The 16415-nt window shown below is 35.5% G+C and carries 6 protein-coding genes and 1 tRNA gene; 2 read left to right on the forward strand and 5 right to left on the reverse strand.

All coding sequences use genetic code 11. From position 1 onward, the window contains the following. Nucleotides 1-68 precede the first annotated feature (68 nt). Nucleotides 69-1973, reverse strand: a complete 1905-nt coding sequence (dnaK, locus tag IL45_RS13960) for a molecular chaperone DnaK (protein ID WP_036584995.1) — start codon at nt 1971-1973, stop codon at nt 69-71. Between the two features lie 292 nt (nt 1974-2265). Next, the gene (locus IL45_RS13965; protein WP_036585444.1) at nt 2266-2502 is read right to left on the reverse strand and encodes a hypothetical protein; all 237 of its coding nucleotides are present in this window, start codon (nt 2500-2502) and stop codon (nt 2266-2268) included. Between the two features lie 93 nt (nt 2503-2595). Here IL45_RS13965 and IL45_RS13970 point away from each other — a divergent pair, with 93 nt between their 5' ends. After that, a complete protein-coding gene (locus IL45_RS13970; RefSeq protein WP_036585447.1) occupies nt 2596-4050 on the forward strand; it encodes an aminoacyl-histidine dipeptidase in 1455 nt (484 codons plus the stop codon). 93 nt (nt 4051-4143) lie between these two features. Here the strand turns inward: IL45_RS13970 and IL45_RS13975 are convergent, their stop codons facing one another. After that, nucleotides 4144-9480 carry a LamG-like jellyroll fold domain-containing protein gene (locus tag IL45_RS13975; protein ID WP_036584997.1) on the reverse strand — a complete coding sequence of 1779 codons (5337 nt, stop codon included), beginning with the start codon at nt 9478-9480 and terminating at the stop codon, nt 4144-4146. A 123-nt stretch (nt 9481-9603) separates the two neighbouring features. Then, on the reverse strand, nt 9604-14970 hold the full coding sequence (locus IL45_RS13980) for a LamG-like jellyroll fold domain-containing protein (RefSeq protein ID WP_036584999.1): 5367 nt from the start codon (nt 14968-14970) through the stop codon (nt 9604-9606). A gap of 223 nt (nt 14971-15193) precedes the next feature. Between IL45_RS13980 and IL45_RS13985 the strand changes: the two genes are divergently transcribed. Beyond that, nucleotides 15194-16207, forward strand: coding sequence for a LacI family DNA-binding transcriptional regulator (locus IL45_RS13985; protein ID WP_036585001.1), 1014 nt, complete (start codon nt 15194-15196; stop codon nt 16205-16207). Between the two features lie 28 nt (nt 16208-16235). Here IL45_RS13985 and IL45_RS13990 read toward each other — a convergent pair. Next, a tRNA-Met gene (locus IL45_RS13990) sits at nt 16236-16309 on the reverse strand. Nucleotides 16310-16415 lie beyond the last annotated feature (106 nt).

Here is a 16415-nt window from a genome sequence, read left to right on the forward strand (position 1 = left end):
AAGTTCAAGGATTTTTAAATATATCCAGTTAACTGAGTTCAATTAACTGTTAATTAAATTAGCTATGCTTATTTAACTTCTTCAAAATCTACATCTTCAACATCACTTGTGTCATCACCAGCTTGTTGTTGTGCGCCAGCGTCTGGTCCAGGTTGTCCACCTTGAGCATCTGCTTGAGCTTTGTACATTTCTTCACTTGCTGCTGTCCAAACTGTGTTTAGTTTTTCTAGAGCAGGATCGATTACTGCGATATCTTTAGTTTCATAAGCTGCTTTTAACTCAGTAAGCGCCTCAGTAATTGGTGCTTTTTTGTCTTCTGGTAACTTATCACCAAATTCTTCTAACTGTTGCTCAGTTTGGAAAATCATCTGATCTGCTGCGTTCAACTTGTCTGCAGTTTCTTTTGCTTTTGCATCAGCATCAGCATTTGCAGCAGCATCTTGCTTCATTTTCTCAATTTCTTCTTCACTAAGTCCAGAAGAAGCCTCGATACGGATATCTTGTTTCTTACCAGTTGCTTTATCCTCTGCACTTACTTTAATGATACCGTTAGCATCAATGTCAAAAGTAACTTCAATTTGTGGAGTACCGCGACGTGCTGGTGGAATGTCAGATAAGTGGAAACGACCGATCGTCTTGTTATCTGCAGCCATAGAACGTTCTCCTTGAATCACGTGGATCTCAACACTAGGTTGATTATCTGCCGCTGTAGAGAATACTTGTGACTTTTTAGTAGGAATGGTTGTGTTAGACTCAATTAATTTAGTCATGACACCACCCATAGTTTCAATACCTAAAGAAAGTGGAGTTACATCTAATAAAAGAACGTCTTTTACATCACCAGTTAAAACACCACCTTGAATTGCAGCACCTATCGCTACAACCTCATCAGGATTTACACCTTTTGATGGAGCTTTACCAAAGAATTTCTCAACGGCTTCTTGTACAGCAGGAATACGAGTTGATCCACCTACTAGGATGATTTCATCAATATCACCAGTTGAAAGACCAGCATTTTTTAATGCTGTCTGACATGGCTCGATAGTTCTTTTTACTAAGTCAGAGATAAGTTTCTCAAAAGCAGATTTTGTAAGTGTTTTTACAAGGTGCTTAGGACCACTAGCAGTAGCTGTTACATATGGTAAGTTAATTTCTGTCTGTGCGCTAGAAGAAAGTTCAATTTTTGCTTTTTCAGCAGCTTCTTTAAGACGTTGTAAAGCCATAGGATCTTGTCTAAGATCGATATCTTCGGCAGTCTTAAATTCATCTGCTAACCAGTCGATGATTTTTTGATCTACATCATCACCACCTAAGTGTGTATCACCATCAGTAGATAGTACTTCAAATACACCATCACCTAATTCTAATATAGAAACATCATGTGTTCCACCACCGAAGTCAAATACAACGATTTTTTGATCTGTATCTTTTTTATCCATACCATAAGCTAGTGCCGCAGCAGTAGGCTCATTAATGATACGTTCTACTTTAAGACCTGCGATCTCACCAGCTTCTTTAGTTGCTTGACGTTGAGAATCGTTAAAGTAAGCAGGTACAGTAATTACAGCACCAGTTACTTCTTGTCCTAAATAATCTTCTGCTGTTTTCTTCATTTTTTGAAGAATCATAGCACTTAATTCTTGAGGTGTATACAAACGACCATCGATATCTACACGTGGTGTATCATTATCACCTTTAACTACACTGTAAGGTACACGTGAAGCTTCATTGCTAGACTCGCTAAATTTGTTACCCATAAAACGCTTTACAGATGCAACCGTTTTAGTAGGGTTAGTTACCGCTTGTCTTTTTGCAGGATCACCTACTTTAATCTCACCACCTTCAACAAAGGCGATTACAGATGGAGTAGTTCTTTTTCCTTCAGCATTAGGAATTACTACAGGCTCGCTTCCTTCCATTACAGAAACACAGCTGTTTGTCGTCCCTAAGTCTATTCCGATTATTTTACTCATTATAAATGTATTTTAATTTTAATGTTCAATTTTTTACACTTTCCTTAGGTCAATGTTTGTGCCATGACAGTGTTAGTGACACGATGTCATTATTGTTGTAAAAATGGCATTTCTAAAGTTGTATTGGTCTCACTTTCGCGGAAGCGTATAATAACACAGTATCTAAATAATACTGACGCTAGCCGTTGTATAGAGTGAATAATGTCAAGTATTGTTTAATGAAATTGAATCTTGAAGAATGATTTTCATGGTTTTATTAAATCCAATAAGATGCTGTCAGTTAATAGAAAATTTAAGAATCTGTCGCTTTTTTAAAACTTCTTACCAAATAAAGAAATAAGAAAAGTATTAATGCCATCCATGGTGCACCATGCATGAAGGTGTCCCAATAATCCATTAATCCCATACCATCGCCACCACCAGCAATCCATTTTAACTTACCCCAAATATGAGGTTCTGGACTAAATGGTGCTAGACCTAATGTGAGACTAGCGATTAAGGCAAGAAGTATATTTCGTTTTAAATTCATGCGAGCAATATAACAATTGTTAGGAAAAAAAGCGGTAATCAAATGGTAGAGCCATTATGCTATCTTATCTTAGCCCTTCAAAATAAAGAAGCTATGTCAGAAGAAGTAAGAAAGCAGGAACCACAGGTGCTTTGGAATCATTTTGCAGATTTAAACGCCGTACCGAGACCTTCAAAAAAGGAGGAACGTGTACGAGCTTTTATGGTAGATTTTGGTAAAAAACTAGGTCTCGAGGTTATAGAAGATGCGATAGGTAATGTAATTATTAAAAAACCTGCCAGTCCCGGAATGGAAGATCGTAAAACGATAATCATGCAGTCGCATATAGACATGGTGCATCAAAAAAATAATGACACAGATTTTGATTTCCTTACTCAAGGTATTGATATGTATGTAGATGGAGATATTATTGCTGCTCATGGAACAACACTAGGTGCCGATAATGGAATAGGAGTAGCGGCTATTATGTCTGTATTATCCTCTAGTGATATTGCTCATCCAGCGATAGAGGCATTATTTACTATCGATGAAGAAACAGGTATGACAGGTGCAAAAGAACTGGATAAGACGATTTTATCTGGTACAATACTTTTAAATCTAGATACTGAAGAAGATGATGAGATTGATATAGGTTGTGCTGGTGGTGTAGACATTACAGCAACCAAGGAATACGAACTAGAAAACATACCTGTGGATTATACTACAGCAGTTCTGACGGTTAAGGGACTTAATGGTGGACATAGTGGTATGGACATTATTAAGGGCTTGGGTAATGCAAATAAGATGATGACGCGCTTGCTAGACGCGATGCAAAAGGTAGAAGATGTTCATGTAGAAAGCATTCATGGTGGTAGCTTGCGTAATGCGATACCACGCGAAGCAAATGCGATCATCAGTTTTAAGAAAACTGATGAGTTAATGGATCAATTTAAACGTTGTAAAGCAGCCATCCATGATGAATATAAATCACTAGAGGCAAAACTTGATATCTCTTTAACAGACACTACAGCATCTAAACTAGTGTTGAGTGCAAGTGATAGCCGCAACTTAGTTTTTACTCTATTAGGAATTCACAATGGAGTGTACAGAATGAGTCCAGATATAGCAGATCTAGTTGAAACTTCTAATAATCTTGCTCGGGTAGTTTTGGACAACGGATTTTTACAGATAGCTTGTTTAACACGTTCTTCTGTAGATAGTTCTAAGACTGATCTTGCTTCATCAATAAGTGGAGTAATGAAACTTGCAGGAATGAATGTGGTACTTTCTGGAGATTATCCAGGATGGCAGCCTAATACTGATAGTGCTATTTTAGAAATTGCTAAAGCAAAGTATGAGACTTTATTTAATCATACTCCTAGAGTAGTGGCTTGTCACGCTGGACTAGAGTGTGGGATTTTAGGAGAACGTTATCCAGGATTAGATATGGTTTCTTTTGGCCCTAATATTAGAGGAGCGCATAGCCCTGATGAACATGTTGAGATTCCTTCAGTTCAGAAATTCTGGAAGTATTTACTAGAGATATTGAAAGATATTCCCAAAATTTAATGGTGGTTGATGACTAGTCAACTCAATAGGATAAAAGAAAAGCCCTAACTGTTTAACCAGTTGGGGCTTTCTTATGGAATCATAAAGTCCCGATTACTTTATGATTACCTTCCTTATTTGTCTACCATAACTAGTTTGCATAGTGACAATATAGTTGCCCGTTGCAATTTGGTCTACTGGTATTTTTATAATTCCATGTTGATCGCTAACGTCCCAAGTATTAATTTGTTGACCTAACATATTTGTAAAAGTTACGGTATTGATATCCATCTGAATACCTTTCTTAATGTGTAAAGCATCTTGTCCAGCAGGTGTGAAAATTATGATATCACTTTCAGACAGTTGACTGCTATCACTACTAAGGGTTGTAGGATCATTAAATACAATTGAAAATCGATCACTATAGTCACCTACTGCAAGTGGATCACTTACATAATTAGCATTTCTTAAGTTATAAAAAGTGTTATTAAGAGCATCTTTAAGATAAATATCTAGTGAAGGATCAACGTTTTCAAGGTCATCAATTTTAATTGAAATTGATCCTGCAGTTCCTACTTTAACATGAAGAGGTAGTACCGTAGTGATGTCTACTTGATCAATGGCTTGAATATTTAACTCTTCGTTATTTAAATTAAAAGACATATCGTCAATTTGTGGATCATATTGATAACCATCAAAAGCTCTATCAAAACCATTGCTAGCATTAGGATCTATGGTCAATAATAACTGTCTATGAATAAGATTAGGAGAATCGAATCCAAATCTGAACTTAGGTCTTAAATCTGATGACGTATTATAGTTAGAAAAGGGATTGTTGTTTGCATTGCTTCCTGGTGCTGCCACGAAGATACTGTTACCAGAAGCTTCAGTTACAAACTGTCTTTGATCATTTCTAAAGCGCACACTACCATTTGCAATACCTGTCACAAAGAAACCTTGTGCAACAGGAATAAATCTTTCTGGTTGTTTTACAGCTATACCACCTTGATTAACAGATGGATGAGATGTTCCTATTGTTGCGTTACCTAATCCACCGGATAGATTATACATTGCATAACCACCTTGATACAATTGTAACTGGTGTGAGTTCCCACCCCAATGTTCCCATAAGTATATGGTACCATCTAGATCTGGATTATCATTAATGAATTCATGTGCATCAAGGGCACTAGGATATGGGTTACCAACAAGATATATATTACCATCAAAAACAGTTAAGTCTATATCTCCGTTATTAGGTTTTCCAACAAACACATAATTTTGATTGCTTGTAGAGGCTCCTGTACCTTTCATAGTCCATCCTTCACCAGCTTTTAAGGTGCCGTTAGGTCCTAGGTAAGTCCAGTTAGAGTATTGTCCGGCAAGTAGGTTGGTATATTTATAGAGCCATCTACCAGATATTGTCGCAGCTGTTGTGGCATTACCTGCAGCGCCATCTCTAACCGCTGTAGATGTCCAGTTAAGATCTCTAGGAGTATCTACAAAAGTTCCATCTTTAAGAACATCGTTAATTGAAAAATTAGAATTGATGCTGCTTGAATTTATTAAGCTTACTGGAGAAGACCAGTAATTATAGCTAAACTTATCTGAAGTTCCTTGTTGATCTCTTTCGATTTTACCTGTACTAGTCGCTACTAAATCACTATCCGTATTTTGAATTAATTGAGACTCATTTTTTAAATCAATTGTTCCATCTAGTAATAAATGATGGGTAACCGTAAGTCCATGATCGTTGTTCACATTAATTTGATCAGATTCCACTATAAGGCCTAATAATGTTATATCTGTATTATTAATTTCTAATTCATGATTTGTTTTTACGATGTTCCAATCAATTTTTACCGTAGCTCCATTAATATTTCTAAAGCTTCCAGGAGTGAAAAGTTCTGATCCGTTTTCCCAAGCATTAATATCTTCCCAATCATTGTTGGCGGTTGAGATGTAGGGTAGTGGAGCCTTTTGAAGATCCATAGAGAAACGATCTCTATCAAAGAGTTGAGCGTATCCTTTATTAATAGAATTATCATTAAGTGCTGTTCCTATGTAACTGTTCAAGTCATAGTAAGCTGATAATTGATCCCAGTCTATAGATACAACTTCATTTTTAGTGACCGTAGTCGGTAATATTTCTCCTTCTACTTGGTTAGAAATATCTTGAATTTCTTGATTCATGATATATCTTAATTGTGACTCTGTCAGAGCTTGATTCCATATTCTTAACTCATCTAATCCACCTTTCCATTCATTATTTAAAGAACCGTTATTATTTCTACGGGCACCTATCGTGAATAGATTTGAATTTGTAATTGGAGCAGTTTTAGTTGTTCTTTTATCTAATACACCATCAATGTATAGTTTTATAGTACCGTCATAAGTTACCGCAACATGTCTCCATACATTATTTGTTAAAGCAGTATTACTAGTTAGACTTTGGTTGGATCCATTGTTCCACCACATCACTAATCTATTACCTCTATTAAGGTAGAAATGGTATCCAGAACCACCTTGCCTTTTTGATAAAATAGTTTTTGCATTATTACGGTCATTATCGCCATAACTGTTTACCCAAGCAGAAATTGTAAAGTTGTTATTTAAATCAACACCTTTTTCAACATTTAAATGATCGTCAGTACCATCAAACTCTAAACCTCTTGATGTGTATACTATTGCTGCTGTTCCTAAACTAAAAAACTCTACTCCATTGAAGTCATATTTAACTCTATAGTAATCACCATCTTCTTCAAAAAAAAGTGTTTTAAAATTTGTGCTAAAGTTTTCGTCATCTGCTACAAGTAGAACATATTCCATGTCTGCGGTAATAGCTGGTAGACCCGTTAAATCATTTTTATGAACTCTTATTTCAACGGTAGGAATATCTGAATTCACTTCTGATATTTTCCAAACACGATTCATTTTATCTGTAGTGGTTGTTACCGTGTTTGTTAAACCAACTTGATATGCAACAGGAGTAGGACTAGTGTCTGTATCACCACCATTATGTCCCCAAATTAAAAACTCCTTATCCGTTTCAAAAGTATTTAGATTATCAGACCCTATATCTTCAACATCACCTAGTCCTATTGCAATAATAGAAGTAGAATTTTCACTTTTAGATTGTTTCTGATTCAACTCTGATTCGTCATCCCTTCCTATGGCTGCGACATCATAATTATAACTTGTGTTAGAACTATAGTCCCAAATCATGTTGTTACTAGAATCTATATAATCCCAGTCTGCCTGATGATCATCTAATGTACTTGCTGGTTCATGTAAGGTAATACCATTTTTTATAGCTAGGTAAGAGTAAACTTTTTGCTGATCATCTATAGCCAGTCGATCAGAATAACTAAAAACTTCTGTTATCTGACCGTTCAAGTGTGTCTCAAAAGGTAAACCGTTCAATTGATACCTACCAGCACCTAAGTAGTATGCTTTATCTAAAAATCCATTAAAAAGTAATGTTTCACCACTAGATGATGTAACACCATTTGCATTATCTACCTTTCTACCGTTAATGTAAATTTCGGTACTATTATTAGATGGGTCATTTTTAACATTAATGATGTTAACATCATTAAAAGTTCTTGTGGGGTCACTATATGCTCTTCCATAGCTTAGTAGGTTATCTGTTAATGCTGTCGGAACTGTTTCCACACTATGAGCTAGAACCTCATCGTTATATCTAGCAGAGACTGGTCCCCAACCTAGACCAGAAGGATCTTTTGCCGGGTTTTCTGAAGATACTTTTGCACTTAGAAGCATCGTCTCTCCAGCATTTGAACTACTAATATCTAAAGTAGATTTAACAACGATCCAATAATCATTTGAATTAAATCCAGCTTTTCCTTTCATGTGCTGTTGAGAAGCTCTATCAAAATCAACTGCAGGATTAAAATTCACATTTTTGTCGACATTATTTACATAAAAGGGTGCATTTAGACTAGCTTCTTTAGCGTCGTTATCTAAGGCTAAATCTTCCCAAGTTAAAATTTGTGTTCCATCAGTACTTGCAATATCTGATGCTCTAAGCCATAGGGATAAATCATCACTTACATTTGCTGGTCCATCAGGTGCAACAGGGATTGTATTAGGAATACCTCTTAACATGATATTATCGACTAATACACCATCATCTCTAGTGTTATCTCCATCTGATGCAAATACAACTCTAAATTTTACTAAAGGATTATTATTAAGTATAGCAGGTAATTCATGAGAAGCATTTTCAAATCGACTATCTGCAGTACCTAAGGTAGAATTATCACCTACCCAACCATGTGAATCATTGGATAATGCATCCACATTATTACCATTGTACCAGTTCACGCCAGAGTTTTGTGCACCTAATACATCCCAGGTAAGACCATTGTTTGCGCTGTACTCTACGCGCATACCATCATTTACATCATTGGTGTTAGTTCTAAAATCTAGTTGAAATTCTAGATTTGTATAGCCTAATGTAGAAATCGTTGGACTCTCTAGGGTCGCCCTAGCATCACGAGGATAATTATTGAAGTTATCTGTATAAAAATATAATCCTTCTCCGTTTTCAAAAGTGGTACCTAAAGTCCAATTTAGATTTGTTCCATTACTAGTCCATCCATTTGCTCCAGAATCAAAGTTTTCATAAAAGAATGTACTTTTTTTAGCAGTAGAGGTAGAGGTTACTTCAAAGGTGTAAGAGGCTTCATCTGGATCGTTAGAGTTAATAGTACAAGTTGCAGAACTTGTACCAGGCGTAGGTCTAGTAACATATGCAAAAAAACTTAAGGAGCCACCACCAGGAATTATTCCTGTAGGCTGTTCTACAACATCATAAAATGCACCACCTGCTCCAAAAAATGTCACTGGATTACTACCTGACATTATTAATTCTTGTCCTCCTAAATTGTTGATGGTGAATTTTCTATATATTCTTTTAGGACCTTCTACATTCCCAAAATCTGTATTGTTAGCTGTACTTGTTCCGGTAGCACCATCAGCTATTTCAATATTATTTGCGGTGATAGAAATGTCTGGTGTATTACAGGAAAGATTACTACCTGTAACATCAAAACTCTCTGTAGAGCTATTTCCTGCACCTAAGGCAAATACATATGAATTTGCTGTGCCTATATTAATGACAATATTTCCACCACCATTCCATCCATCACCAAAGGAATCACTTAAAACGACCCTATAGTTGTTTGCAACAGGTAAACAACCTAATGATACAGTGGTAGTATAATTACCATTTGCACCTGTAAAACATCGTGCTGGATCACAATAAGTTGCGACCAGGTTATTGCTAGGGTCAAATATTTCAATTCGATTATCACCTGACCAGCTAGGCCAGTTAATGTCTATTGACACACTATTTTGTTGCGCATTAGAAATAAAAACTCCTGTGGTTAAAAAGAAGAATAGTAGAGATAGTAAATTAAGTTTCATATTGATTGGTCCTAAGTATGGGGAGATTTATGGATATACGCTTTCGCGAAAGCGTGATAGATTAAATTTCAGGATTCAAACTAATTATAGTTTAAATCCTGAAATTTTTTAATTGAGATGAGTTTACTGGATAATTACTTTTCTAGATTGAGCACCGTAGTTAGTTTCCATAGAAACGATATAATTACCACTTGCGATTTGATCTGTAGGTACAGTTATGATTCCGTTTTGATCTGATACAGTCCAAGTCTTCACTTGTTGCCCTAACATATTAGTTAAGGTGATAGAGTCGATTGTCATTTCTACACCTTTTTTAATGTTAAGGCTATGCATTCCTTGAGGAGTGTAAATGATTAGATCATCTTCATTTAAAACGACATCATCATTACTTAGTGTTGTAGGATCATCAAATACGATGAAAAATCTGTCATTATAATTACCAGCCCATAGTTGTGGACTAGTGTAATCACTAGCTCTTAAATCATGGTAAGTATTATTAAGACCATCTTTAAGATATATTCCTTGAGTAGGATCTACATTCTCTAATTCATCTATTTTAATGGTAATGACTCCAGTCGTACCTATCTTAACATTTAAAGGTAAAATAGTACTTTGAGAGATTTGATCAATACCTTGAATATTTAAACTCTTACTACCTATTTTGAATGACATATCATCGGTCTGAGTATCGTATTGATAACCGTCAAAACCTCTATCAATTGCACTACTAGCATTAGGATCTATAGTTAATAATAATTGTCTGTGAATAACACTAGGAGAATCAAAGCCAAATCTAAATTTAGGTCGCATATCACCTTGAGTATTATAACCAGAATATGGATTACTGTTTGCATTACTACCAGGTGCTGCAACAAAGATGCTATTACCAGAAGACTCTTTTACAAACTGACGTTGATCATTACGGAATTTTACAGTACCATCAGATATTCCTGAAACAAAGAATCCTTGAGCAACAGGAATAAAACGTCCTGGTTCTTTTGTTGCAATTCCACCTTGATTAACTGATGGGTGAGAGGTACCATAGGTTGCATTACCTAATCCACCAGATAGGTTATACATTGCATATCCACCTTGATATTGTTGTAACTGGTGAGAGTTACCACCCCAATGTTCCCAGAAGTAAACAGTACCATCAATGTTAGGATTATCATTAATAAACTCGTGTGCATCAAGTGCGCTAGGATAAGGATTACCGACTAGGTAATCGTTACCATTATTAATAGGTAAATCGATGTCACCATTATTAGGCTTACCTACAAATACATAATTTTGCTCATCTGCGGTTCCACCAGCACCGGTACCTTTCATAGTCCATCCTTCACCAGGACTAAGGTTTGTGTTTTGATCGACTAGTTGCCAGTTAGAATACTGACCACCAGTTTGATTACCATATTTATACAACCATCTTGAAGAAATAGTAGCAGCTGTACTAGCGGTTCCTGCTGCACCATCACGTGTATTATAGTTTGTAAAGTTTAAGTCACGAGGATTGTTAACATAAGTACCGTCTTTAAGTACACCTGCTATACTGAAACCATCATTGTTATTAGTATTGCTGATTCTACTTACTGGTGATGTCCAGTAATTGTAGTTAAATTTATCTGCAGTTCCTTGTTGATCTCTTTCTAGGTGACCAGCACTAGTAGCAACTAGGTCACTGTCTTCGGTCTGTATTAATTGAGATTCACCTTTTAAATCAATAATACCATCTAATTCAAGATAATGTGTAATGGTAAGGCCATGATCATTATCAACATTAATCTGTCCAGATTGTGACATTAATCCTAATAATGCAACATCTGTATTTAAAATATCAAGGTCATGGTTAGATCTAACAATGTTCCAATCGATTTTTACTGTAGCACCATCTATATTTCTGTAACTACCAGGAGTAAATTGCTTACTACCATTTTCCCAAGAGCTTTGATCTTCCCATGTTCCATTTCCGTTTGATTCATAAGGAAGTGGAGCTGTCTGACTTTTAAGTTCAAAAAAGTTCTCGTTTGCCATACGACCATACCCTTCATTTACAGATTCATCGTTAAGAGCTGTACCGATAAAGCTATTCATACTATAGTAAGCATTAAGCTCATCCCAGTCTAAAGAGGCAATTTCATTTTTAGAAACTGTATAAGGTATGATGGTTCCATTTACTAAATCAGAATTATTTTCTAGTTCTTGATTCATTATAAATCTAATTTGATCTGTAGATAGAGGAATGTTCCACATTCTAATTTCGTCTAGTTCACCTTTCCAGTGCTCTATAACATTACTTTCGTCTTCAAATCGAGCACCTATACTTAAAGTATTTGAATCTGCAGTCGGAGGCACTAGTGAAGCTGTATTATCAATCACACCATCAATATAAAGTGTAACATCAGATCCATTGTAAGTAACAGCGATATGTCTCCATGCATTATCTGCTACAGCAGTGTTAGAGATAATTTCTTGTGCACCGCTATTGTTCCACCATACAGCAACTCTATTATCTGGTCTTAAATACATTTGGAATCCAGAATTCCCTGTTCTTTTTGCAACAATGGTCTTATTAGAGCTAGTACTATTAGCACCTTCACTATAAATCCAAACGGAACATGTAAAACGACCACCTAATCCATCAGATTCTGGAATTTCAATATGATCATCTATTCCATCAAAAGAGATACTGCGCTCTTCTTGCTTTACATAAGTAATACCAATAGTAAAGTATTTTGTACCATCAAAATCGTACTTAGCGCGCTGGTAAGAACCATCATCTTTAAAGAATGCTGTTTCTAGATTAGTTGTAAAGTTTTCGTCGTCTGCGACGATTAAAACATATTTACTGTCAGCAGTAAGTGCTGGTAGACCATTGAAGTCTGTAGTAGAAATTCTTACTTCGGTTTTAGCAACATCAGTGGTCGCAACCTCATTAATTTTCCATATACGATTGATTCTTGTTATGTTAGTTTCTACGGCGTTTACAATACCTAAATCATAATCTAGAACAGTTGCGTAAGCATTTAAGTCTTGGCCATTGTGTCCCCATACAAGGAAGTCCTTATCGTTTTGGAAAGTATTACTATTATCTGTTCCTAAATCTTCAACTTTATCAAGACCTATAGCTACAATTGAAGTAGAATTTTCACTTTTAGATTGCTTTTGATTAAGATCAGAATCGTCATCTCTACCTATAGCAGCCACGTCATAATTATAATTTGTATTTAGACTGTAGTCCCATATGATATTATTGTCACTATTAAGATAATCCCAGTCTGCTCTATGATCGTCCAAAGTACTAGTAGGGTTGTGAAGTGAAACACCATTTTTAATAGCTAGGTATGAATAAATACGTTGTTGTACAGAAGCATCTAATTTATCTCTATAACTGAAAACCTCAGTGATTTGACCATCTAAATGGGTTTCAAAAGGAAGTCCATTTAATTGATACCTTCCTGCACCTAGATAAAATGGTTTATTTGTAAAACCTTCAAAATTTAAGGTTTGATTACTAACTGTTGTTTGACCAGTAGCGTTATCAATTTTACGACCATTCAAATACATTTCTGTTTGATTATTTGAAGGATTGTTTTTTACATTAATAATGTGTACATCATCAAATGTTCTTGAAGCATCAGAAAATGCACGACCATAACCACTATTTGCATCATTCTCAGAAACGGTACCTACACTATGAGCAAGAACCTCATTTGTATATCTGGCAGATACTGGTCCCCAACCTAGTCCAGATGGGTCTTTTGCAGGGTTAATAGGAGCATATTTTGCACCTAATAACATTGTCTCTCCTGCAAGAGAATTAGTCATGTTAATAGAACTTCTAACAACTATCCAGTAATCATTAGAATTAAATCCACCTTTACCTCTCATATGTTGTTGTTGAGAGCGATCAAAGTTTACAGTTGGATTGAAGTTAATATTTTGATCAATATTATTAGCAAAAGTAGGAGCACTAGATGCAATCTCGCTAGCATCATTACCTATTGCCATGTCATTCCAGTTAGTAAGTAAACTACCATCGGCCTGAGGTATGTCTTGAGATCTTAACCATAAAGTTAAATTATCACTAACATCTGCTGGTCCATCAGTAGCCATAGGTAAGGCTAGAGGAGAACCAGTAATGATAACATTGTCAATTAAAACTCCATCATCACGTTGTCCATTATTATCTGATTCAAATCTTACTCTAAATCTTACTAATGGGTTATTATATAAAGTAGCAGGTAACTCGTGTGATGCTTCTTCAAATCTACTAAGGCTAGAATCTAAGTTAGAATTGTCACCTACCCATGCATGAGCGTTATTTGCAATACCATCAGCATCATTACCATTATACCAATTATCTCCACTACCTACTGCGCCTAGAGTATTCCAAGTAGTACCGCCATTTGCACTATACTCAATGCGCATTCCATCTTCAGTATCTGCAGTATTTGTCCTGAAGTCTATCCAGAACTTTAAATTAGTATATCCTAATGTTGATATCGTAGGACTAGTTAATACAGCCTCAGCATTGTTAGGGTAATTATTAAAATTATCGGTATACCAGTAATCTCCTTCACCTTTTTCAAAAGTAGTACCTAGTGTCCAATTGAAAGAACCCGTGTTTGAAGTCCATCCAGCAGCACCATTATCAAAATTTTCATAATACATGGTGTATTGAGGTGCTACAGATTGAGCGGTGATATTAAAGTTATAGGAAGCCTCATCACTATCATTACTTAATATAGTAACAGTAGCAGTACTAATACCTGCAGTAGCTCTATTAAAGTTTATCATTATGTCTTGTGTAGCACCACCAGCGATAGTAGCATTAGGTTGGGTCGTAATTGAAAAATCAGCCGCATTTAAACCGGTAATATCCACTCTAGGTGTTCCTGTAAGGTTTAAATTATTGCTCCCAGAGTTGGTAATCACAAAAACAGAACTTAATGTTCCACTACCTTCAACGATACCTAGATCAGTACCATCTGTGGTATCTGGTGTTGTATCATTATCTGCTATTAAAACTCCATTACCGTAAATGTCAATTTCTTGAGGTCCCGATACACAAGCAGATCCACCACCATACACATTAAAATTAGCGGTAGAACTGGCACCACCACCGTGGTTAGTGCTTAATACTACATTACCACCAGAAGTGATGGTTACATTTGCACCTGTACCATTCCATTGGTCTCCATATCTGTCATACATTCTGATTCTATAATTATTAGCATCAGTTAAACAACCCATATTCACAGATGTATTGTAACTTGTGTTTGCACCAGTGTAACAACTTGCAGGGTTACACAGATCTAATAGAGTAGTACCACTCGGGTCGTATACACGTAAATAATTTTCACCAGACCAGGCTGGCCAGTTAACAGTTACTATAACCTCGCTAGTCTGTGCAGCGGATATTAAAGTAATAAAGAATAATAAAGTACTAAGTAATAGATTTTTACAATTTAGGAAGGTAAAATTTTTCATAATCGTCTACAATTAATTTTTCGGGTGCGGTAAAATTAACGTAGTATACCGATGTAATTTCGCGTTTTATCTATAAAATCGTCAAACAACCCGTTTTAAGTGTATTTCATCGATTTAATTAACAAATGTTTAAAAACGTTAAGTTTTTTTTACGCTTCCGCGAAAGCATTAATTCAAAAAATATTACGATTTAAACTTATCTTTACTTTTTAGAACTACTACAATGAATCAAAAGCCAACGCTAAAAGTACTTGCTGAGAAATTACAACTATCTACATCTACAGTGTCCAAAGCTTTGAAGGACAGTGCAGAGATTAGTATAGATACCAAAACACGTGTTAAAGAACTAGCTAAATTAATGGGGTATAGGCCTAACACGGCAGCTGCGTCTCTAAGAAATAGAGAGACCAGAACAATTGCCGTAGTACTTCCAGAAATAGTGAATGATTTTTTTGGACAAGTATTGATGGGAATAGAAGAAGAGGCTTCTCAACACAATTACAAAATTGTAATTTGTATTTCCAATGAATCTTATATAAAGGAAAGGGATTATATAGAAATGTTTTCTAACGGTGCTGTAGATGGATTTATCATTGCTGCATCAATGGAAACACAAGAGCTTAATCAATATGAGCATTACAATGATATCCTCAACTCCGATTTAAAATTAGTCATGTTTGATAGAGTTATTGATGATTTAGACTGTGATAAGATAATAGTTGATGATGCAGCTTCTGGATCTAGATTAGTAGACTTTTTAAAGAAAAAAGGAGATCGTAATTTATGTGTTGCTTCAACTATTAGTAAATTAAGTGTTGGACAACTTAGAGAAAAAGGAATAAGGTTGAAAGTCGATAATTGTCCAGATTTAAAGCTTGAATATGTATTAGAAGATGAGGATGACATTTTTATGAAGAAAATGGAAGAAACCTTGACCAGTAAAAAAACTGATGCAATCATAGCTTTAGATCAACGATCAGGTATTATGGCACTTAATAAAGCAAAGGAATTAGATATTAAAGTTCCAGAACAATTACAGATTATATGCTATTCTAATAGTACAATGGCAAAATATTCATATCCTCAATTAACCGTAGTAGATCAACATTCAAAAGAATTAGGTAAAAAAACCTTTACTAGAATTTTAAACTTAATGAAGAATAAAGATGAGGTACAAGTAACTCGTATTCATACCTTAAAGACTACATTACTAGAAAGAGGAACTACTAGAAAATAAAAAAGTCCTCTTTAAAAGAGGACTTTCGTAGCGTGGGGCGGGCACGATCCGCCGACCTCAGCATTATGAGTGCTGCGCTCTAACCAGCTGAGCTACCACGCCATGTTAAGCAAACTTGCCTAAGCGGCTGCAAATATATACTTATTTCTTTATTCTAACCAAATCTAATTCTCTTAATATTTTTCTGAAATTGATTTTTTCTTTTCAG

The sequence above is a fragment of the Nonlabens ulvanivorans genome (assembly GCF_000732625.1).
Lineage (GTDB): Bacteria > Bacteroidota > Bacteroidia > Flavobacteriales > Flavobacteriaceae > Nonlabens > Nonlabens ulvanivorans.

What these genes read in the sequence shown, in the direction of transcription:
- dnaK (WP_036584995.1), bottom strand. Translation starts at nt 1,973, where the DNA reads ATGAGTAAAATAATCGGAATAGACTTAGGGACGACAAACAGCTGTGTT.
- IL45_RS13965 (WP_036585444.1), bottom strand. Translation starts at nt 2,502, where the DNA reads ATGAATTTAAAACGAAATATACTTCTTGCCTTAATCGCTAGTCTCACA.
- IL45_RS13970 (WP_036585447.1), top strand. Translation starts at nt 2,596, where the DNA reads ATGTCAGAAGAAGTAAGAAAGCAGGAACCACAGGTGCTTTGGAATCAT.
- IL45_RS13975 (WP_036584997.1), bottom strand. Translation starts at nt 9,480, where the DNA reads ATGAAACTTAATTTACTATCTCTACTATTCTTCTTTTTAACCACAGGA.
- IL45_RS13980 (WP_036584999.1), bottom strand. Translation starts at nt 14,970, where the DNA reads ATGAAAAATTTTACCTTCCTAAATTGTAAAAATCTATTACTTAGTACT.
- IL45_RS13985 (WP_036585001.1), top strand. Translation starts at nt 15,194, where the DNA reads ATGAATCAAAAGCCAACGCTAAAAGTACTTGCTGAGAAATTACAACTA.